The organism is Rhodospira trueperi (genome assembly GCF_900101965.1).
Taxonomy (GTDB): Bacteria; Pseudomonadota; Alphaproteobacteria; order Rhodospirillales; family Rhodospirillaceae; genus Rhodospira; species Rhodospira trueperi.
Genome location: NZ_FNAP01000001.1, coordinates 362,883 through 383,839, shown reverse-complemented (window position 1 = coordinate 383,839; position 20,957 = coordinate 362,883). Strand labels below are relative to the sequence as shown.

Sequence of the window (20,957 nt, the reverse complement as noted above, 5' to 3'; positions counted from 1 at the left end):
GGGCTGACCCATGCATGACCTCGCCCCCCATATGGCCGACGTCGCCACGCGCCTTTTGGGTGATCCGAACCGGGCGCACTCAACCCGCACCGATTGGCGCTATGGCCGGCATGGCTCCTTGAGCGTGGACGTGCGCAAGGGGGTCTGGCGCGACCACGAGACCGGGGACGGCGGTGGTGTCCTGGACCTGATCCGGGCGCACATCGGCCTGACCGGCCGGGACGCCCTGGACTGGATCGGCCTCCCGCCGGACGACACCGACCACACCCCGCGTCGCGCCGCGACGTACGCACCGCGCCCTGATCCCCAGGCCGAAACCGAGACCCGCCAGCGCATCCAGCGGGCCGAAGCCATCTGGCGCGCGGCCGTGCCGATCCCCGACACCCCGGCCGCCGCGTACCTGATCGGGCGCGGGTGCGTCCTGCCGCCGGCCGGGGCCAACGCCGCCCGGTTTCATCCGGCCTGCCCGTACCAGGGCGGGGCCGTGCCCTGCATGGTCGCGCTCATGACCACGGCGGAGGGGAACCGGCCCGTCGCCATCCATCGGACCCCGCTCACCGGAACGGGGGAGCGGGATCGGAACAGGCCGAAGAAGATGCTCGGGCCATCGAAGGGCGCCGTCATCCGCCTGTGCGATGACGCCGACGTGACCCTTGGGCTTGGCCTGAGCGAGGGCATCGAAACCGGCCTGTCCGTCCTGGCCGCCGGGTGGGCTCCGGTCTGGGCCGCCGGCTCCGCCGGCACGATCCGCACCTTCCCCGTGCTGGCCGGAATCGAGGCCCTGACGATCTTTGCCGATCACGACGCCAGCGGCGCGGGCCTGGACGCCGGCCGCTCCTGTGCCCAGCGGTGGGCCGATGCCGACCGGGAGGCCATCGTGCGCGCCCCGCGCGACGTCGGGCACGACTGGAACGACGAAACGCCGAGGGCCGCGTAATGGAACAGCCCGAGGGTCATTTCAACGCGCGCGGGTCGGTCGAAACGTTCACGCCGCGCCTGCCCATACGCACCATCGACCCCACCACTTGGGCCGGCAAGCCGATCCCGGAACGCCGCTGGATGGTGGCGGATTTGGTGCCCCACGGGTCCGTCACCATGCTGTCCGGCGACGGTGGGTTGGGCAAATCTCTACTGACGCTTCAATTGGCCGTGGCCGCCGCGACGGGGCAGGATTTCCTTCGTCAGACAACGGAACACTGTCGCGTTTTCGGGCTGTACTGCGAAGACGACGCGGACGAAATCCACCGCCGGCTGTCCGACATCACCCGGGCGGAGGGGCTGGGGTTCGAGGCCCTGGCCGGGTTCCGGTTCGCCTCCCGTGTCGGGGAGGCCAACGAGTTCGTCAAACGCGACAAGTTCGGCAAGCCGCAGGGGCCGAGTCAGGTGTTCTTTGACACGCTGGAAACCGCCAAGCGGTTCGGCGCCCGGCTGGTGATCCTGGACGGGTTGCACGACCTGTTCGACGGCAACGAGAACTCCCGCCCGGAGGCGCGCCAATTCGTGAACATGCTCCGGCGGATCGCCCTGGACGTCAACGGCGCGGTGGTCCTGTGTGCCCATCCCTCCCGCGCCGGGCTGGCCGACGGCACGGGCACCAGCGGGTCTACCGCCTGGAACAACGCGGTGCGGTCCCGCCTTTACCTGTCCCGCCCGCGCGAAACCGACGACGACGGAGACGACCGGGACGCCCGCACCCTGTCCACCAAGAAATCGAACTACGGGGTCGTGGGCGACGAACTGCGCATCCGCTGGCAGGACGGTGTGTTCGTCCTGGATGCGCCAGACACGGGGTTCTTGGGCCGCATGGACGCGAAGGCCAAGGCGAACCGGGCGGAAGAAGCGTTCCTTGCCTGCCTCGACGCGGTGGCGGACCAGGGCCGCGCCGTCACCGACGCGCGCAACAGCCCCCGATTTGCCCCCCGGATCATGGCGGGAATGCCCGAGGCCCACGGCGCCCGTGCGAAGGACCTTGAACGCGCCATGGAGGCCCTGTTCTCGGATGGCCGGATCCGCGTCGGATCGGTCACCGGACCCGACCGCAAGCCCCTGAAAGCTATCGTCAAAAGCGCACCAGGTGCGCCATGAGCGTTTGCGGGAAGTGCGGGAAGTGGAATGCTAACCCGTTGATTTCATTGCGGGAGGTGTGTTGCGGGAAGTGCGGGAAGTTGCCCGCTAAGTCATTGATTTTCCTGCGGTGGGTCTGCGGGAAGTGTGTCCCCTATTACTCCGTAATAGGGTCCGGCCCTATCGGGGCCGGGCCGAACCCAGGTCACGAGGTGACGCGATGATTGATCCAACCGAGACCTGCGACCCGCTCTTGGACGGTGCCCATGCGGTTCTCGCGTCACCGTTTGTCAGTGCCTCCAGTCGGGAGCTTGCCCGGCGGGTGATCGCCGAGGGCGGGTTGCCCCGGTTACCGGATCGGGGGCCGCGCCGGATCGATGATGTCATGCGCCTGCACATGGTCGGGATCGGGTTCGCGCACCTGACCGCGCCGCACGCCAGCACCCGCGCCCGCGCCTTGGCCCTGGTGCGCACCGAGGCCCCCGCCACGCTGGCGATGCTCGACGCGCCGGCCGACCCCGCGCCGTTCGACGCCGCCTGAAGGAGGCCACGCCATGACCACCGATCCCCGCGTCATCGTCACACGCCCCGACGGGCCGAATGGACCGGCCGTTCTGGCCGTCTATGCCGACGATGAGCCCGAGCCCATCGTTGTCGTCCCTCTCAACCCGCACCGGATCCTGCGCTTGGCCCGCGACCTGCTGGCCGCCGTGGATCCCGATGAGGTGGAGCCGAATCCACGCCCCGCGTTCACGCGCGTTCTCGATGAAGCGTTTCGGCGCGGCATGTCGGGCCAGTGAAAATACGGCGGGAAAGAAACGGCCTGAAACAGTATGAGACGAACTGAAATATAAGAACAGAGAACACCTAGGAACATTCAGGAACAGAAGCACGCTTTACTTGACTTTAGCCGATTTTTTCGCATACCATGTTTGCGGCCGGGCAGGACAAGGCGATGTCTTTCATTCGACGTATCTTCGGTTTGGAAACTCGGTCGGGTTCGCTGGGCGAACTCGAGGCGTTGTTGCGCGAGGCGCACGAGACCGCCGCCGGCATTGCCGTTTCGTCCGACGCCGCGTTGCGCTGCGCCCCGGTTGCCGCGTGTGCCCGGGTCCTGACCGAGGCCGTTGCCCAGCTTCCCCTTCATCTTTACCGACGCACGCCTGACGGCGGGAAGGAACGGGTGCCCGCGTCCGACCATCCCCTTGCCCGCCTGGTCGGGTCCGCCGTTAACGACTGGACGTCTTCCGCCGAATGGCGCGCCACGGCGATGATGCAGCTTGTCACCCGGGGCGAATCCTTCAGTTGGATCGGCCGCGCCCGCGATCAGGTCTTCGACCTAGTGAACGCGCCGCCGGGCACGATCACGACCGAATGGACCGACGCGGGCGAGCCGCTGTTCCGCGCCCCCCTGGCCGACGGCACGCAACGGCCGGTGGACCGATCCGAGCTTCTGTGGTTGCGCCTGCCCGGCCCCGATCCGCGCCGGCCCCTGTCGCTGGTGGAACAGGCCCGCGAGGCGATTGCCCTGGCCCTGGCCATGGAAGGCTACGCCGGCCGCCTCTTCCGCAAGGGCGCCCGGCCGTCCGGGGTCCTGACCGCGCCGGGCCGGCTGACCGAACCCGTCATCGAACGCCTGAAGCGGTCGCTGGCCGCGCTGCATTCGGGGGACCAGTCCGGCGGAACGGCCGTTCTCGAAGAGGGCATGAAGTTCGAGGCCCTGCAATTCAGTTCGGTTGATCTTCAGTTCCTCGAGCTTCGGCGCCACCAGATTGCGGAAATCGCCCGCGTCTTCCGGGTGCCGCTGCATCTGGTGCAGGAACTCGAGCGCACCACACACAACAACGCCGAACACATGGGGCAACAGTTCCTGTCCCTGACCGTGCTTCCGTGGTTGCACCTGTGGCAACAGGCCCTGGCCCGCGACCTGCTGACCGAGGACGAACGCGAGACCCTGTTTTTCGAGTTCCTGACCGATGACCTGGCCCGCGCCGATCTGGCGTCCCGGATGACCGCCTATGTCCAGGCCGTTTCGAACGGAATCCTGACCGGCAACGAGGCCCGGGCGATGGAGAACCGCCCGCCGCTGGCCGGTGGGGATCAGCTTCGCGTGCCCCTGAACACCGCGCCGGCCGGAGGGGGTGACGATGCTTGAACGCCTTGAAATCCGGTTCGACCCGACGCCGACCACCGAGGGCGAGTTCTCGGGCTATGCCGTGACCTGGGGCACGGTGGACAGCTACCGCACGGCGTTCGCGCCGGGCGCCTTCGCCGCCAGTCTCGGGACCGGCCGGCCCGTGGCGCTGCTGTGGTCGCACGATCCGGCCGCGCCCGTCGGCACGATCACCGAACTCCGCGAAGACGAACGCGGGTTGTTCGTCCGTGCGCGTCTCGCGCTGGCGACCACACGCGGGCGGGAGGCTTACGAGCTTCTGAAGGCCGGCGCCGTCAACGGGCTGTCGGTCGGGTTCGTCCGGCGCCGTGACGAAGCGATGGCCGGCGGGCGCCGCATCACCGAGGCCGTCGCCAAAGAGGTTTCAATCGTAACCCTACCGTCAAACGAGAGTGCCCGGATCGTCGAGGTTCGGGCGGACCATGCCGCGAGTGCGGCGCAACCGAAAGGCAAGGCCATGGACAAGGACACCGTGACCGACGCCGCGCCGGATGAAACGCGCGGCACCGACACCGATGATTTCGAGACCCGCATGTCGGGGGCCGTCGAGACCCTGACCGGTACCGTCAACGACCTGCGGTCCACCATCGAGGCGACCACAAAGCGTCTGGACAAGGTGGAGGCCCGTTCCGGCCGTGCTGGCGCCGCCAACGGCACCGAGACCCGTTCCGGTGTCGAGGCCGAACACCGCGCCCTGGCCGCGCTTGCCCGGGGCGATGACAAGCCCATGATTGAACTGCGCTCCATGTGGTCGGGCAGCGACCCGGACGGCGGCTATGTCGTCATGCCGGAACTGTCCAAGACCATGACCAAGAAGCTGTTCGACGCCACCCCCATGCGCCGGCTAGCCCGCGTCGAGACCATCACTCAGGGTGACGCCTGGGTGGAGCCCATCGACGCCGACGACATCGGCGCCACCTGGGTTGGCGAGCGGGAGGCCCGCACCGACACCGACACGGCCGAACTCGGTCTGTTGACGGTGCCGCTCCGGGAAATCCAGGCGCAACAGCCGATCACGCAACGCCTGCTGGACGATTCCGGGATCAACCTTGGTGCCTGGATCGAAGGCAAGATCACGGACAAGTTCACCCGCTCCGAGGGTGCGGCGTTCATTTCCGCGACCACCACCCCGAAGCGCCCGGCCGGCCTGCTGTCCTATGCGACCGCCGCGACCGCCGACGCAACCCGCCCGTGGGGCACCATCCAGTTCGTGAAGTCCGGCGACAACGCCAAGATCACGGCGGACGGGCTGAAAAATCTGGTCTGGGCCTTGCGCGCCCCGTACCGCGACGGCGCCGTGTTCCTCATGAACAGCAACACCGCGAACGCCCTGGACACCCTGGTTGATACCGAGGGCCGGTACCTCTGGCGTTCGAGCATGACGGCCGGGGCGCCGAACAGCTTGCTGGGCTACCCCGTCGAGTTTGACGAAACGATGCCGGACATCGCGGGCAACGCCGTCCCCGTCGCCTTCGGCAACTTCAAGCGGGCCTACCTGATCGTGGACAAGCTGGGAACGCGCTTCATCCGCGACAACCTGACCGACAAGCCGAACGTGCTGTTCTACGCCTATCGCCGCGTCGGTGGCGGGCTGGCGAACAGCGAGGCCGTGAAGCTTCAGAAGATCGCCAGCTAAGGAGGCCCCGACCATGCGTGACCTGACCCACAACATCGGCCCGGCGGAGACCATCCGCCCGGCCGTACTGACCGCCACGACGACGGGCGAGCCGGTGGACCTGCTGGGCTTCGAATCCGCCACCGCCATTGTGCAGACGGGAGCCGTTGCGGGTTCCGGGGATTTCACCCCGACCCTGCACCATTCCGATGCCAGCGGGAGCGGGTTCGAGGCCGTGACCGACACCGACCTGGTGGGGACCTGGCCGGCGACCCTGGCCGAGAACAGCGTCTATCGCGTCGGCTATACCGGGGCGAAACGCTACCTCAAGGTGGTTCTCACCAAGAACAGCGGCACCAGCGTTGCCGCGTCATCGGTGATCGTTCGCGGTCATCCGAATGTCGCGCCGGTGGCCGCCTAGGACCGGCGCGGACCCGATACGAGCCGGGACCGGCCCCGCCGGGATGTGTCCAGCCCTTCGCATCCCGGCGGGCGCCTTGGTGGAGAGACCGAATGAACGAGATCACGTTGATTGGCGGTGCAACCGGCCCAGGTGTTGGCGATGCCCAGGACCTGGGCCGTCCGTTCTGTTCCGGTGTGGTCCAGTCCATCGTCGGCGGGACCGCGACGGTGAAATTGCAGGGGTCCCTTGACGGCACGAACTGGACCGACGTTGCGACCTTCACTGGGAACGACGCTGCGGAGGTGACCGCGCTGCGATACATGCGCGGCAACGTCACCGCGCACACGAGCGGCGCCGTGTCGCTGATCCTGGGGGTGAACTGACCATGCCGACCCGACCGCCCCGCATCTGCCCACGGTGCCGCCGGCCTGTGCCAGCGGGGCAGCGGTGCGACTGCCGGCCGAAGACCGACAACCGGCCTTCGCCGCGTGCGCGTGGATACGATGCCGCATGGGAGAAGCTGCGGGCCGCATTCCTGAAGGCTCACCCGTTCTGTGTCATGTGCCAGCGTGAAGGCCGGATCGAACACGCTGTGGACGTGAACCACAAGAAGCGCGTGCGAGACGGCGGAACCAACGACTGGTCAAACCTTGAGGGGCTGTGCCGTCACCACCACCGATCCGTCGTTCAGTCCCGGGAACGGCGCGGCGCGGTGCCGCACGGCTGCAATGAGGACGGCACGCCGAAGGATCCCGATCATCCTTGGAACCGGGAGCCCGACAATGCGGCTTGAACTGGACATGGCACCCACGGTCCTGCCGGTTGACGAGGCGGACGTGTGGACCTTCCTCCGCCTCACCCTCGACGAAACCCTGTCACCCCCCGCGCCGGTGGACGCGGCGGACGTGCGCTCCTTGATCGACGCGGCGGTTGCCGAACTGGACGGCTGGGACGGCTTCCTTGGCCGCTGCCTGATCGAACAGTCCTGGACGTTGTACCTGGATGGTTTCCCGCGCTCCGACCTGCTGGTGCCCCTCCCGCCGCTCATTGCGGTGGACGCCATCGAATATGACGACACCAGCGGTTCCGCCGTCACTCTGGACCCGAGCGCATACCGCGTGGCGGGCATCGGTGGAGACGGACGCATCGTTCCGGTGACGAGGTGGCCAAGCACCCCGACGACGCCCGAGTGCGTCCGGGTCGCGTTCACCGCCGGCTTTGGCGATGACCCGGCCGCCGTTCCCATGCCAATACGCCAGTGGATCAAGGATCGCGTTGCGGATCGGTACGGCCAGCGCGGACACGTCACGTTCGCCCACCCATACCGCGTGCCCGGTGTTGATGACCTGGCCGCGTATCGCGTGTGGAGCCTCTAGCCATGAACATCGGGCGCATGGATCGACGCATCACGGTCATGGTCACGTCCATGATTGATGACGGCTACGGCGGGACCATCCCCGGTGGGACGGTCGCGCTGGGCACATTCTGGGCCAACGTCCGCCAGTTGTCCGGCCGGGAGTTCATCGGCGCCGAGGCCGTCCAGGCGGAGCGCAAGGCCGTCTTCACAGTGCATTGGGTTGATGGCCTGGACACGACGGCGACCGTCGAATGGGACGGCGCGACGTGGAACATCAGAGAGGTGCGGGAGGTTGGCCGACGCGAGGCCCTGGAGCTTCATTGCACGAGCGAATAACCCCGGGGGCGGGTCGGGAATTTCCTTCGATGCCCTGGGGACCGGCGGGTGGGTGCCGCGCGAGACGCGGCCGAAAATGGGGTTTTGAGCGATGAAGGGCAGGAAGCCGAAATTGCAGGTTGTGGAGGGTGGGGCCGCTGTCCGCCGTGCCCCTCCGCCGCCCTCATGGCTGCCCGCGCACGCGAAGGCGGAGTGGAAGCGGGTTGCGCCGCGCCTGCAAGCCCGTGGCCTGCTGAATGACGAGGCCCGCGCCACCCTGGAAAGCTATTGCGTGGCGGTGGGCATGGTCCGCGAGTGCGAAGAAACGATGGTCACCGAAGGGCGGACGGTGGAGACGGAGCGCGGCCCGACTGTCCACCCGGCCTTCCGCATCCAGCAAGGCGCCATGCGGGAAGCCCGCTTGCTCGCCACCGAATTGAGCCTGACACCACACCGCCAGGCCCTGAGAGGCAAGACCGATGACGACACCGGCGACGGATGGGGCGACCTGGTGGACGGTTGACGCCTGCCGGCCCGCCTGGCTGTTCGATGATAGCGACATTCCCGACCCTCATGGGAAGGGTGCCCGGGCCGTGGCGTTCGTGGAACGCCTGACCATCACCGAGGGACCGCGCGCCGGGCAACGCCTGGGGAAAGTGCTGGCACGTTGGCAACGGCGCCTGATCCGGCGCGTCTATGGGGACACCCTGCCGGATGGCCGACGCCGCTTCTCCGACGTGGCCGTGTGGCTGCCCCGGGGCAACGGCAAGACCACCCTCATTGCCGCGCTGGGGTTGCTGCACCTGCTGGGGCCGGAACGCGACGCCGCCGGGCAAGTGGTGGTGGCCGCCGCCGACCGGGGGCAAGCGTCCATCGGGTTCGGCCATGCCAAGCGGTATGTCGAGGCTGACCGCACCCTGTCCCGGATCGTCCGCGCGGTGGAATCCCAGAAGGAGCTTCATCACCCGAAATCGGGATCGGTCCTGAAGGCCATTTCCCACGAGAGCTACACCAAGCATGGGCTCAACATCTCCCTGCTGATCGGGGACGAAATCCACGCATGGCCGGCGCATTCGGGCCGGGAACTCTGGCGCGTGCTGCGGACCAGCATGGGCAAGCGGGCCGACCCCCTGACCATCACCATTTCGACCGCTGGCGTGGGCCGGAACACGCTCGCCTGGGATCGCTGGCAGCATTCCCGCGCGGTGGCGAAGGGCGAGCGGGAGGACGAATCGTTCCTGCCGGTGATCTTCGCCGCCCCGGACCCGCCCGAGGGCGAAGACCTTCCCTGGCAGGATGAAGCCCTGTGGCACGCGCTGAACCCGGCCTTGGGCGCGTTCCTGTATCTGGACGAACTGCGCAAGCTGGCGCGTCAGGCCGCACCGCTGCCCCACGAGGTGGAGGGCTGGCAACAACTGCACCTGAACCGCTGGATTGACGGCAGTGTGGCCGGATGGGTGGCGATGACGTCATGGGATCGGGGCGCCGATCCGGTGGACCTGGACGCGATGGAAGGCCGGCCGGCCTGGATCGGCGTTGACCTGTCCAGCACAACCGACCTGACGGCCGTGGTCCTGGCCGTGCCCGACGATGACGGCGGGGTGGACGTTGTGCCGTTCTGTTTCGTGCCAGCCGACAACATCCGGCGCCGGCAAGAGGTTGACGGGGTGCCCTATCCCGCCTGGGCGGACTCGGGACTGCTGACCGCGACACCGGGCAACGTGGTGGACTATGCGGCCGTTGAAGCCTGCATCATCGACCTGTGCGAGCGGTTCAACGTCCAGGAAGTCGCAATGGATCAGTGGAACGCAACGGGCTCAATCACCCGCCTGCAAGACGCTGGCGTTCCGGTGACGACGCACCGCCAAGGGTTCGTGTCCATGTCGCCACCGATGAAGGACACGGAACGGCTGATCCTGTCCGGCAAGATCAGGCACGGCGGGCACCCTGTCTTGCGCTGGTGTGTCGCCAACGTGGTCCCGGACAAGGACCCGGCCGGCAACATCAAACCGAGCAAGGCCAGGGCGAAAGAGCGAATCGACGCGGCCGGCGCCCTGATTATGGCCGTTGGCCGCGCCGTGGTCGGTGAAGGCGGCTCCGTTTATGACGACGAAGACGCCCGGCCGGAAGGGCTGTTGATCCTATGAGCCGGCGCGGACATGTCGGACTGTCCGACCGTGCCCGCCGCATCGCCACGGTGGCCGCCATCCTGCGGGACTGGTCCGCGTCTCCCTTCGAGCATGAAGGCGCTTGTCGCCATGGCATCCGGGCCGGCCTATGTCTGGACGGGTGGCCCTGGCCGCGCGCCGACGCGGAAGCCGTCCACGTTGTTTCCGAGGCCCTGGCCGCCAACGGCGCCACAAGACCGACATGGGCGGATGGGCAACCCGAGTGGATCGACGAACTGACCGAGCGCACACGCTGCGCATGGTGCGGGAACGGGATGCCGCCGGCATCGGAGGCACACCGGAACGGGGTGCCCCGGAAATACTGTTCCGCCCTGTGCGGGAGGCTGGCGTACGCCCACAAGGCCCGCCGGTCTGGCGAGGTGCACTCGATGGCCGAATATCTGGCCGCGTGCGCGGCGCGCAAGGAACAGACGCGGATTGAGCGGCGCAAGCCCTGCAAGCACTGCGGCACGCTGTTCACACCCGAGCGGGCCGAACATCGCTTCTGTTCGCGGGAGTGTGCCCACGCTGGCATGAAGCGGTCGAACAAACTGAAATATGTGCCCTGCAAAGGGTGCGGGGAGCCGATCCACCCGGCGAAGGGCAGAGAATATTGCTCGAACGCCTGCTATCACAAGCACCGGGAACGGAAGCAACCGGAGCGAACATGCCCGGTGTGCGGCACCGTGTTCCGCCTTCACGTTCCCGCCGCGAAGAAAGAGTGCTGTTCGCGCCAGTGTGCCTGGGAACTTCGACGGCGCCGCGCCCGAGAGGCCGCGTAGGGTTTTCCCCGGATCTGAGGATCAGGGTTTCTGCTTGTTTGATTTAGAAAAGCCCCGCTAATCTTGCCATTTCAGCCGCATCCATAGCGCGCATAAGATCGGGGACGCTGCCATACGGTTTTTGATTGACGAAGTTCATGTATTTTTGTGCCTCCCCGCTAGTGCTGAATTGCTTCGCATTCAGCGCCCCCAAAGGCAAGCTGTTGCCAGTTGTTATCTTTCCAGTGCTTGGGTCCACGTAAACATAGTATGGCATATGCACTCTCCCGCTTTTTTTTACAAAGCGCCCGACACATCGCGCTGCCGACCAAATTAAACGATGTCACGATCCTGATCGGAAGCCGGCCTAGGCTCTACAACAAGGGCAATACTGCCTTCTTTGTCTTTAGGGCTGAAAACCCTTCTGACAACGGTCAGAATTTGACGGTTCCGATAGTCTCTACGGTCTTGTCCTTGTAAGACACCTGGATCAACAACCTCGTCCCCGACCGAAGGCACGAAACCAGCAAAGGCGGAGGTTTCGTATTCTATTTGGCCATCCTCTATCGCACCATCCGAACGTCGAAAATAGAGCCGGATCGTTGGCCCACACATTTTCTCCTCCCGTTTAGCAGGGGTGGTTAGCTGGAAACCCGACCGCCCTTTCCGCTATCCGCGCCGGGGCCGGGCAGATACCCCTTATCAGTCAACCACGCTTTCAGGATGCGCTCAACCAGAGACGACACCGAGCGGTCATCGTCCGCCGCCGCGCGACCGTGAACGACGCGGCCGGTGCGTTGCTCCGCGAACGCGCCAAGCCCGCCGCCTGACCATACTGCGCACGGTGCGCAGTATCCCGCCCGCCCTTGGGAGACCTGGGGGCGGGTTTTTTCATGCGAATCGAATCGGGTTTTTTCCCGAGAGTTCCTATTCGCGAGTGGTGGTTTGAATGGTGGTTAAGTGCGGGGCTTTGAAAAATATCAAGCCAAATCAAGCACTTGCAACCTTCGATGGCTCCGGCGGTAGGATTCGAACCTACAACCCTGCGGTTAACAGCCGCATGCTCTACCGTTGAGCTACGCCGGATTACCCATCGCGCGACGGCACGGAAGCGCCGCCGTCTGGAGGCCGGGGCCGGAATCGAACCGACGTACGGGGATTTGCAGTCCCCTGCATGACCACTCTGCCACCCGGCCCCTTGCTCCGTCTCGCGGCACCGTGAGAGGACCGCGCCGTCGGAAGGCCGGCTTTATAGTCAAAGGGCGCAGACCGGTCAAGCACCCGTCGACGCGTTTTTCCGTCCCGAAGCCGGGTCGCGCCCCCGCCCCGTTGTCGCGGCGCGCATGGGAACCATCACCACCGTATTGTCCCGCACGGAAACGGTGGGTATAACCTCGCGGGTCCGACTCCGCGTCGCCTGACCCCCGGCTGGTGCCGCCACCGGCTTTCCCTGCCCCTGCGCTGAGAGGTTGCGATGGATTTCGAAAAAGCCCGTTTCAATATGGTGGAAAGTCAGGTCCGCGCCAACCGGGTGACGGATCCGGCCGTCCTGCAGGCCATGGAAGCGGTGCCGCGCGAACTGTTCGTGCCCAAGGCTCTGCGCGGCTTCGCTTATGTGGACTCCAGCCTCTCCCTGGACGACGGACGCCACCTCGTGGAACCCCTGGTTCTGGCGCGCATGGTTCACGCGGCGGCGATCCAGGACAGCGACGTTGTGCTCGACGTCGGGTGCGCGACGGGATACTCGGCCGCCGTGCTCGCCCATATGGCCAGCACGGTGGTCGCGCTGGAAAGCGATGCGGACCTGTCGACCCGTGCGACGCGCACTCTGACGGAGCTGGGACTGGACAACGCCGTGGTCGTGACCGGAACCCTCGCGGACGGGTATCCGCGTCAGGCCCCCTATGACGTGATTCTCCTGGAAGGCGCCGTTCCCGAGGTGCCCGACGACCTGCGCGGCCAGCTCGGCGACGGCGGACGGCTGGTCGCGATCATCGGTGACGGCACCTGGAACAGTAAGCTAACGGTCATCGAACGCCACGGCGAGTCCTTCGGGAGGCGTGTCCTGTTTGACGCCGCCGCGCCGCGCCTGCCGGGGTTCGACCGCGCCGAGGCGTTCGTGTTCTGAGCATCGCCGCCCCAGGGCATCGGAGCACCGAAGGGATCGAGATGATCGGTCGTGGTCGGGTGTCTTTTGCCCGGGGGCGGTTTCCGAAGCTGACGTAACGTGTTAAGGTGACTCTCTAAGCTGTCGGAGTTTCAGGATTCAACAGGTCATTGGACCGGACGCCATTGGACCGCGCGGAAGCGGTGGAACGCGGTGCGTTGTCAGGCGCGGGGCCAATCGGTAGAGTGTGTCGGCAACCGCGTGGCGTGGCAACCAATGCGAATCCTGGTGTGATCGTACGGTCAGAGAGGAAACCCAACGCGGCGGTGATGCCCCATCCGGGGTAACGATTGCGGGCCGGGCCCGATTCCGGCATCCCTTTTGTGAATGGTGACAAAGGTTATGACACCTGCGAACCTTCTGGCTCGAGCCCTAGGCGCCGGCCTGCTGTTGTGTGTGACGGCCGGCCCCGCTGCATACGCCCAGTCCCTGGAAGAGGCCCTGGCCGCCGCCTACGAGAACAATCCCCAGATCCAGGCCCGGCGGGCGCAGCTTCGCGCGGTCGATCAGGGCGTCCCCTTGGCCAAGTCCGGTTGGCGCCCCAATGTCACCGTCAACGGCGAGACGGGGTGGCAGTCCGCGAACAGTGACCCCGGCACGGGCTCCTTTAATCGCGTTGAAACAAGGCCGACCTCGCTGTCGGTCAGCGTCACGCAGCCGCTGTTTCGCGGGTTTCGCACCTTTGCCCAGGTTGATCAGGCCGAAAACACCGTGATGGCCGAACGGGCGGGACTGATCGCGGTCGAGCAGGAGGTGCTCCTGGACGCGGCCGAGGCGTATGTCAACGTGGTGCGCGACACGGCCGTGGTTGATCTCAACCGCAACAACGAGGACGTTCTGGCGCGACAGCTCGAAGCGACCCAAGATCGGTTCCGGGTTGGCGAGATCACCAGGACGGATGTCGCGCAATCGGAAGCCCGCCTGTCCGGAGCCTATGCGGACACGGCCGAGGCCCTGGCCTCTCTGGAAAGTTCGCGGGCCCGGTTCGTGCGTGTGGTCGGAACGACCCCGGAAGCACCGGAGACGCCGGGCGCGATCCCCAATCTGCCGCAGTCCCTTGAGGAGGCGATTTCGCTCGCCCTCGACCGCAACCCTCAGATCGTGGCGGCCGAGTACGCCTGGAAAGCGGCCCAGGACGAGATCCGAAACCAGCGGGGACGCCTGTTGCCCGAGGTCGGCCTGACCGGCAGTTACAGCAAGGGATGGGACCAGGGCGGCCTTCAGAATTCAGAGCGGGAAACCCTCGCCGCTACGCTGGACGTGACCGTGCCGATCTATCAGGGCGGTGCGGTTTATTCCGAACTGCGTCAGGCCAAGCACACGGCCGGACAACGCCGCCTCGAACTCGACGAGGCCCGGACACAGGTGCGTGAGCAGGCCCAGCAGGCTTGGGAACAGATGGTGGCCACCATGGCGCGCATCGACTCTCTGGAGGATCAAATCGAGGCCGCCGAAATCGCCCTGGAAGGCGTGCGACGCGAAGCGCAGGTCGGGGCCCGCACGGTCCTGGATGTTCTGGACGCGGAACAGGAGCTTCTGAACGCCCGCGTCAATCTGGTGCGGGCGCAGCGTGACGAGTTGGTGGCCGGGTTTTCTCTTCTCTCGGCCGTGGGTGGTATGACGGCCGCGGATCTTGGACTCTCGGTCCAGCTTTACGACCCGACTGAAAACTATGAGGCCGTCCGCGACCAGTGGTTCGGCGGGTCTGCGGCCGCCGATGCCGACGCCGCGCTCGGCATGGACGCGACGGCGCCGGAGAATTGAGGGGGATGACGCGGTACGCCGCGTCCGACCCTGGGGCCCACGAAGACCGTGAGGGACACCACGGGCCATGTGAGGGATAGCACGGGCCATGAACGACAAGGACGCCTCCCAGCAGGAACCGTCCATGGAGGACATCCTGGCCTCGATCCGGAAGATTCTGTCCGAGGACGAGGAGGAAGATGCTGCTCCGCAACCGGAGCTGGAACCGCCACCAAAACCGGAACCGACCAAACCGACCCCACCGCCCCCTCCGGAGCCCGAGCCCGAGCCCGAGCCCGAACCGGAAGATGACATCCTCGAACTGACGGATGACATGGTGGAGGTCGAGGAGTTGCCTCCCGAACCGGAACCAGACCCTGTTCCAGAACCTCCTCCGCCTCCTCCGCCGCCGCCCCCCCCGCCGCCACCTCCTCCGCCTCCACCACCGGCGCCGGAACCGGTCGTGTCCGACGATGATGATGACGCCCTGCTCGCGCCGTCCGTCGCGGATATGTCTTCACGCTACCTGAACGAACTGACTCAGTCCGTCCAGGGGCGCGATGTTGTCATCGGCGACGGCGCCATCACGCTGGAAAATCTGGTCCGCCAGATCACACGCGAGCTGGTCAAGGAGTGGCTGGACGACAACCTTCCGGAGATCACGGAACGGCTTGTGCAGCGCGAAATCGAACGGCTGGCCAAGCGGGCCGGAAAGCGCTAGAAAGCGCGGCCAAGGGAATCGCCTTCATCGCGCGGCGTGTTTCGGCGCCGCGCGGTGGGGTGAGTATTCCTTTCCCGCGACACCCGCGAAACAGCGGCCGGGCGGCGGTCGCCCCGACAGGCCGCGCCGCTGGGTCAAGGTCCGTCCGGGATCTCCGATCATCTTTGGATAAGGACACGGGTTCAGCCATGCTGGACAAGACGTATGATGCCCATGCCGTCGAACGGCGCCACTACGAGCGGTGGGAGCAGGCCGGCGTATTCGCATGCAATCCCGAGTCGAACGCGGCCCCCTACACCATCATGATGCCGCCACCGAACGTGACCGGCAGCCTGCACATGGGCCATGCGCTAACCTTCACACTCCAGGATGTGCTGATCCGCTATTACCGGATGACGGGCCGCGACACGCTGTGGCAGCCGGGCACGGACCACGCCGGCATCGCCACCCAGATGGTCGTCGAGCGCAAACTGGCCGACGAGGGCAAGACCCGTCACGATCTCGGCCGCGAGGCTTTCGTGGACAAGGTCTGGGAGTGGCGGGAGCACTCCGGCGGCACCATCCAGCGTCAACTTCGGCACCTGGGCGCCTCGCCAGACTGGCCGCGCGAACGCTTCACCATGGACGACGGCCTGTCGCGGGCCGTGACCAAGGTGTTCGTGCAACTGCACAAGCAGGGCCTGATGTACCGCGACAAGCGGCTGGTCAACTGGGATCCCAAGCTGCACACCGCGATCTCGGACCTGGAAGTGGAACAGCGCCCCACCGACGGGCAGATGTGGTACTTCAGGTATCCCGTGAAAGACGAGCAGGATCGCTTTGTCGTTGTCGGCACGACGCGCCCTGAAACCATGCTCGGCGACACTGGCGTGGCTGTCCACCCCGAGGACGACCGCTATACCGACCTCGTCGGCAAGACGGTGATCCTGCCCATCGTGGAACGCCCGATCCCGGTGGTCGCGGATGAGTACGCCGACCCCGAGAAAGGCTCCGGCGCGGTCAAGATTACACCGGCGCATGACTTCAACGACTTCGAGGTCGGCCGCCGCTGCGGCCTGGAGATGATCAACGTCCTCGACCGCGACGCCCGTCTGAACGAGAACGCGCCGGCCGAGTTCCAGGGCCTGGACCGCTTCGAGGCCCGGGCGCGCATCGTCGAGCGCATGGAGACCCTGGGCCTGCTGGAGAAGGTCGAACCCAACCCGATGACCGTGCCCTACGGCGACCGCTCCGGCGTGGTCATCGAGCCGTGGCTGACCGATCAGTGGTTCGTGGACGCCGCCGAACTGGCGAAGGAACCCGTCAAGGCGGTTGAGGACGGACGCACCCGTTTCGTTCCCGCCCACTGGGCCAACACCTTCTTCGAATGGATGCGCAACATCCAGCCGTGGTGCGTCAGCCGCCAGATCTGGTGGGGCCACCGCATCCCGGCGTGGTACGGCCCCGATGGCACCATCTTCGTCGAGGAGACCGAGGACGAGGCCCACGCGGGCGCCCTCGCCCACTACGGCGAGGCCGTGGCGCTGGAGCGCGACACCGATGTGCTCGACACCTGGTTCTCGTCGGCGCTGTGGCCGTTCTCGACTCTGGGCTGGCCGGAACAGACGCCGGAACTGGCCCGGTATTATCCGGGCGACGTGCTGGTCACCGGCTTCGACATCATCTTCTTCTGGGTCGCCCGCATGATGATGATGGGTCATCACTTCATGGGCGACGTGCCGTTCCGCGAGGTCTACATCCACGCCCTGGTCCGCGACGAGACGGGCCAGAAGATGTCGAAGTCCAAAGGCAACGTCATCGACCCGTTGGATCTGGCCGGAAAATACGGTACCGACGCGCTACGCTTCACTCTGACGGCCATGGCCGCCCAGGGCCGCGACATCAAGATGAGCGAGAGCCGGGTCCAGGGCTATCGCAACTTCGCCACCAAGCTGTGGAATGCGGCCCGGTTCTGCGAGATGAACAACTGCGTCGGGGTGGACGGGTTCGACCCCGCCGGCGTCACCAGCACCCTGAACCGCTGGATCGTGGCCCGCACGGCCGACACCGCGTCGAGGATGGGCGCCGCGATCGAGGCCTACCGGTTCAACGACGCCGCGCAGGTCGTCTATCAGTTCACCTGGAACACCTTCTGCGACTGGTACCTGGAATTCGCCAAGCCGGTCTTCAACGGCGACGACGCGGCGGCGAAGGCCGAAACCCGCGCCACCGCCGCATGGGTGCTGGACCGGATCCTCACCATGCTGCACCCCATCATGCCGTTCGTGACGGAAGAACTGTGGGAGGCCCTGGCGGACTCGCGTCCCCATGCCCTGATCGTGGCGCCCTGGCCCGCGTACGAGGGCCTCGCCGCCCCGGAGGCCGAGGCCGAGATGGACTGGCTGGTGGGCCTGATTACCGCCATCCGCTCCGTGCGCTCGGAAATGAACGTGCCGCCGGCCGCCCGCCTGTCCATCCAGGTGAAGGACGCCAGCGAGGCGACCCGCGCCCGCCTTCAGACGCACCGCGCACTGGTCGGCACGCTGGCCCGTGTGGACGACATCGCCCATGTGGACGCGGTACCGGGTGCGGGCTCGGCCCAGATCGTGGTGGACGAGGCGACCGTGATCCTGCCCCTCGCCGACGTCATCGACCTGGACGCCGAGCGGGCGCGGCTGTCACGTGACATCGCCAAGCAGGACGGCGACATCGCCAAGCTGGCTAAGAAACTCTCCAACGAGGGCTTCCTGGCCAAGGCCCCGGCCGAGGTGGTGGCCGAGAACCGCGAGCGCCTTTCCGACCTGGAAGCCACGCGCGACCGGCTGAAGGAGGCGTTGGCGAGGATCGGGTGACGTCTGGACACCATCCGCTCCCCTCGTGTCGATCATGTGGCTAAGAGCCGGCCGGAATTGAGGCCGGGTCGCACGCGGGGTGTGCTTCCTCGTCCCGCGTCGGCTTGTAATCGGTCGTTGCTTTCAGAATGCCGCGTTCACCGAAGTACAGCCGCGTGCCGTCCCATGCGGTCAAGGGGTCCTGGTCCGGCGAATAAGGGCCGTTGCGCTCAAGGGAAAAGAACCCGCGATAGGCCAGCCACGGTGCCGTCTCGTGGTAGACGCAACCACGATAGAGGTCGGGCGGATCGTCGGGAAACCGCTCGATCCGAACATAGACGCCGCCATCGGCGCCGCCGACCCAGGCCGCGTTCGCGGGAACGTGCGCCGGCCACGGCCGTTCGGACGTGTCAAAGCTGACGCTTCGTGTGAGAACAGCGAACAGCGCGATTACGATTACGGCTGCCGCAAGCACGGCAAGCGGCAATACTCTTGTCATTTACAAAATCCTTCACTGATACTCCAGCCTGGCAGGGGTCCAACCCCCGTCCGACATGGCGCGCCTCACAAGACTCACGTTCCCGGCAGAAACGCCCCGTCCAGGCTGAGCACGAAATCGCGGAACACGGTCGCCGCCGCCGTCAGGTCCTCGTCGGCGAGGTGGATCAGGTACCAGTGCCGCATGATCGGCAGGCCCGGCACGGTCAAGGTCACCAGCTTGCCCTCGTTTAACTCGGTGTGAACCGTGTGGGCCGACAGCATGGCGATGCCCAGCCCGGCCATGACCGCCTGCTTGATGGTCTCGTTCGACGCCATCTCGACCACGCGGTAGGATCGCCCGCCCCCGAGTTGATCCAGTTCCCGCACCATCAGGGTGCGGGTGCCCGACCCCATCTCGCGGGCCAGAAAGGTCTCCGACAGCAAGGCGTCGGCCCCCACCTCCGGCAGGGCCGCGAGGGGATGGTCGGGCGGCGCGATCATCACATAAGGGTGTGGACCCAGCCGGTGGGCCACCACGTCCGGGGCCTCGGGCGGGCGGCCCATGATGGCGATGTCGATGCCCCGCTGGGCCAGCGTGCGGATGATGTCGTCACGGTTACCGACGGTCATATGCAGGACGATCCCCGGCGTCGCGCGGTTAAACCGAGCGACCAGCCCGGGCGCGAAGTATTTCCCGGTACTGACCACGCCCAGGCGCACGAGACCGGCCGCACCCTCGCGCAGAGTGGCGACGCGGTGTTCACAGCGGCTCAGCGCGCTTTCAATCAGGCCAACGGCACGCAACACCTCTTCGCCGACCTCGGTCGGCCGCAACGCATCCCCCGACCGATCCAGCAGCGGCGCGCCCACCAAAGATTCAAGCGTCTTGAGTTGGGTGGAAACCGCAGGAGCAGTCACATGCAGCCGTTCGGCCGCAGCGGCGATGGTGCCGCGCCGCATCACTTCGGCGAAACCCCGCAACTGTTTCAACGTGACGTCGCGCGCGATGCCCATAAGAAATTTTTATGCCATCGAAGAAAATTTTCAATCGCTTTTTGTCTCTGTGTTGGCCATGGTGCGTCCTCCGATGCCGAAAGAGCACAAGTCCACGGGGAGGGATCACACCAATGGCGAACCAGCAAACGCTCGCGGAATGGCTGGCCGGGCAGACCGCCGGCATGCCCCAGGGCGAGGCCCTGGCCGAGACGATTCGGTCCGTGGCCGACGGCGCCGCCCGCCTCAGCGCGGTCATCACGCGGGGGCCGTTGATCGAACGGCCGGCGGACCAGCGCTCCATTCGCGGTGTCATGGAGGAGCAGGCCAACGCCATCCTGCTGGAAGCCGCGCAGGCCGCTCCCGTGGCCTACTTCGCCTCCGAGGATCGCGAGGAGATCGCCACCCTGGATGAATCGGCGCCCCTGGCCCTGGCCGTTGAACCGCTGGACGGTTCGTCCAACATCAACGCCAATGTCTCCACCGGCACCATTTTCTCGATCTATCCGCGCGGCGCCGACGCAGAGGCGTCTCTCGTGCGCCCCGGTCGCGAGCAGATGGCCGCCGGCTATGTCATGTACGGGCCGCACACCATGCTTGTGTTGACGGTCGGGCGCGGCGCTGCGGCCTTTGGGCTGGACACCGAAACGCGGGAGTTTCTGTGCGTTGTCCCGGAGTTGCGCACGCCGGAGGATGCGTCCATGTACGCGATCAACGCGGCGAACTACCGCCACTGGGAGCCGCCGATCCGCGCCTATATTGACGATTGCGTCGAGGGCAAGAGCGGCCCTCGGGACAAGGACTTCAAGATGCGCTGGGTCGCATCGCTGGTGGCTGAGACCCACCGTATCCTCACCCAGGGCGGGGTTTTCCTGTACCCCCGGGACGCCCGTCCGGGCCATGAGCGCGGCACTCTGCGACAGGTTTTCGACGCCAACCCGATCGCCATGCTCGCCGAGCAGTGCGGCGGCGGCGCCACCACGGGCGCCAGTCGGATCCTCGATACGGTTCCGGACGGCCTGCAAAGCCGGTCCCCCCTGATCTTTGGGTCCGCCCGCAAGGTCGAGCGCCTGCGGCGCTATCACGAGGATCCTGATTTCATCGGTGGGGAAGCCCCCCTGTTCGGCGTGCGCGGCCTGTTCCGCAGCTGAGCCGATCCCCTCAAAGGCCGCGCGGCCCCGTCAAGC

Annotated in this window: 22 protein-coding genes and 2 tRNA genes; 19 read left to right on the top strand and 5 right to left on the bottom strand. The window is 66.5% G+C overall.

Annotation, left to right across the window (positions count from 1 at the left end):
• The first annotated feature begins 10 nt into the window (after nt 1-10).
• The 14 genes from BLS85_RS18985 (at nt 11) to BLS85_RS01665 (ending at nt 10,877) form a co-directional block, all read left to right on the top strand.
• Nucleotides 11-937, top strand: coding sequence for a DUF7146 domain-containing protein (locus BLS85_RS18985; RefSeq protein WP_092781162.1), 927 nt, complete (start codon nt 11-13; stop codon nt 935-937).
• Entirely contained in the window at nt 937-2,085 is a 1,149-nt protein-coding gene (locus tag BLS85_RS01725; RefSeq protein WP_092781159.1) for an AAA family ATPase, read from the top strand. The genes BLS85_RS18985 and BLS85_RS01725 overlap by 1 nt, the downstream gene beginning before the upstream one ends.
• 199 nt (nt 2,086-2,284) lie before the next feature.
• Nucleotides 2,285-2,605 carry a hypothetical protein gene (locus tag BLS85_RS01720; RefSeq protein ID WP_092781156.1) on the top strand — a complete coding sequence of 107 codons (321 nt, stop codon included), beginning with the start codon at nt 2,285-2,287 and terminating at the stop codon, nt 2,603-2,605.
• Between the two features lie 13 nt (nt 2,606-2,618).
• A complete protein-coding gene (locus BLS85_RS01715; protein ID WP_092781154.1) occupies nt 2,619-2,864 on the top strand; it encodes a hypothetical protein in 246 nt (81 codons plus the stop codon).
• 155 nt (nt 2,865-3,019) lie between these two features.
• Nucleotides 3,020-4,219: a phage portal protein gene (locus tag BLS85_RS01710; protein ID WP_176793253.1), complete on the top strand. Its 1,200-nt coding sequence runs from the start codon at nt 3,020-3,022 to the stop codon at nt 4,217-4,219.
• Nucleotides 4,212-5,873: a phage major capsid protein gene (locus BLS85_RS01705; RefSeq protein WP_092781148.1), complete on the top strand. Its 1,662-nt coding sequence runs from the start codon at nt 4,212-4,214 to the stop codon at nt 5,871-5,873. Before BLS85_RS01710 ends, BLS85_RS01705 begins: the two co-directional genes overlap by 8 nt.
• A gap of 13 nt (nt 5,874-5,886) precedes the next feature.
• Complete coding sequence (locus BLS85_RS01700; RefSeq protein ID WP_092781144.1) at nt 5,887-6,273, top strand: hypothetical protein; 387 nt, start codon at nt 5,887-5,889, stop codon at nt 6,271-6,273.
• A gap of 92 nt (nt 6,274-6,365) precedes the next feature.
• Nucleotides 6,366-6,638 (top strand): hypothetical protein, encoded by a 273-nt coding sequence (locus BLS85_RS01695; protein WP_092781141.1) that lies wholly within the window; start codon nt 6,366-6,368, stop codon nt 6,636-6,638.
• 2 nt (nt 6,639-6,640) lie between these two features.
• On the top strand, nt 6,641-7,048 hold the full coding sequence (locus BLS85_RS19695; protein ID WP_092781138.1) for an HNH endonuclease: 408 nt from the start codon (nt 6,641-6,643) through the stop codon (nt 7,046-7,048).
• Complete coding sequence (locus tag BLS85_RS01685) at nt 7,038-7,631, top strand: head-tail connector protein (RefSeq protein WP_176793251.1); 594 nt, start codon at nt 7,038-7,040, stop codon at nt 7,629-7,631. Before BLS85_RS19695 ends, BLS85_RS01685 begins: the two co-directional genes overlap by 11 nt.
• 2 nt (nt 7,632-7,633) lie before the next feature.
• A complete protein-coding gene (locus BLS85_RS01680) occupies nt 7,634-7,948 on the top strand; it encodes a phage head closure protein (protein WP_092781132.1) in 315 nt (104 codons plus the stop codon).
• Nucleotides 7,949-8,039: 91 nt separating this feature from the next.
• Nucleotides 8,040-8,450 (top strand): phage terminase small subunit P27 family, encoded by a 411-nt coding sequence (locus BLS85_RS01675; protein WP_092781129.1) that lies wholly within the window; start codon nt 8,040-8,042, stop codon nt 8,448-8,450.
• A complete protein-coding gene (locus tag BLS85_RS01670; RefSeq protein ID WP_092781126.1) occupies nt 8,407-10,074 on the top strand; it encodes a terminase large subunit in 1,668 nt (555 codons plus the stop codon). The genes BLS85_RS01675 and BLS85_RS01670 overlap by 44 nt, the downstream gene beginning before the upstream one ends.
• Nucleotides 10,071-10,877, top strand: a complete 807-nt coding sequence (locus BLS85_RS01665) for a hypothetical protein (RefSeq protein ID WP_092781123.1) — start codon at nt 10,071-10,073, stop codon at nt 10,875-10,877. Before BLS85_RS01670 ends, BLS85_RS01665 begins: the two co-directional genes overlap by 4 nt.
• Before the next feature lie 43 nt (nt 10,878-10,920).
• On the opposite strand, the gene BLS85_RS18555 is transcribed toward BLS85_RS01665, so the two are convergent.
• The 3 genes from BLS85_RS18555 to BLS85_RS01650 form a co-directional block, all read right to left on the bottom strand.
• On the bottom strand, nt 10,921-11,133 hold the full coding sequence (locus tag BLS85_RS18555) for a hypothetical protein (RefSeq protein WP_143027052.1): 213 nt from the start codon (nt 11,131-11,133) through the stop codon (nt 10,921-10,923).
• Between the two features lie 734 nt (nt 11,134-11,867).
• A tRNA-Asn gene (locus tag BLS85_RS01655) sits at nt 11,868-11,942 on the bottom strand.
• Between the two features lie 36 nt (nt 11,943-11,978).
• Nucleotides 11,979-12,052 (bottom strand) — tRNA-Cys (locus tag BLS85_RS01650).
• Between the two features lie 278 nt (nt 12,053-12,330).
• Between BLS85_RS01650 and BLS85_RS01645 the strand changes: the two genes are divergently transcribed.
• From BLS85_RS01645 to BLS85_RS01630, 4 genes are all read left to right on the top strand, one after another.
• Nucleotides 12,331-12,984: a protein-L-isoaspartate O-methyltransferase family protein gene (locus tag BLS85_RS01645; protein ID WP_092781117.1), complete on the top strand. Its 654-nt coding sequence runs from the start codon at nt 12,331-12,333 to the stop codon at nt 12,982-12,984.
• Nucleotides 12,985-13,365: 381 nt separating this feature from the next.
• Nucleotides 13,366-14,787 (top strand): TolC family outer membrane protein, encoded by a 1,422-nt coding sequence (locus BLS85_RS01640; protein WP_092781114.1) that lies wholly within the window; start codon nt 13,366-13,368, stop codon nt 14,785-14,787.
• Nucleotides 14,788-14,875: 88 nt separating this feature from the next.
• On the top strand, nt 14,876-15,487 hold the full coding sequence (locus BLS85_RS01635; RefSeq protein WP_245699032.1) for a DUF2497 domain-containing protein: 612 nt from the start codon (nt 14,876-14,878) through the stop codon (nt 15,485-15,487).
• Nucleotides 15,488-15,675: 188 nt separating this feature from the next.
• Nucleotides 15,676-18,318, top strand: coding sequence for a valine--tRNA ligase (locus tag BLS85_RS01630; protein ID WP_092781111.1), 2,643 nt, complete (start codon nt 15,676-15,678; stop codon nt 18,316-18,318).
• Between the two features lie 40 nt (nt 18,319-18,358).
• Here the strand turns inward: BLS85_RS01630 and BLS85_RS01625 are convergent, their stop codons facing one another.
• Complete coding sequence (locus tag BLS85_RS01625; RefSeq protein ID WP_143027051.1) at nt 18,359-18,796, bottom strand: hypothetical protein; 438 nt, start codon at nt 18,794-18,796, stop codon at nt 18,359-18,361.
• A 74-nt stretch (nt 18,797-18,870) separates the two neighbouring features.
• Complete coding sequence (locus BLS85_RS01620; protein ID WP_092781105.1) at nt 18,871-19,791, bottom strand: LysR family transcriptional regulator; 921 nt, start codon at nt 19,789-19,791, stop codon at nt 18,871-18,873.
• Nucleotides 19,792-19,904: 113 nt separating this feature from the next.
• On the opposite strand from BLS85_RS01620, the gene BLS85_RS01615 reads away from it, so the two are divergent.
• Nucleotides 19,905-20,921, top strand: coding sequence for a class 1 fructose-bisphosphatase (locus BLS85_RS01615; RefSeq protein WP_176793249.1), 1,017 nt, complete (start codon nt 19,905-19,907; stop codon nt 20,919-20,921).
• Nucleotides 20,922-20,957 lie beyond the last annotated feature (36 nt).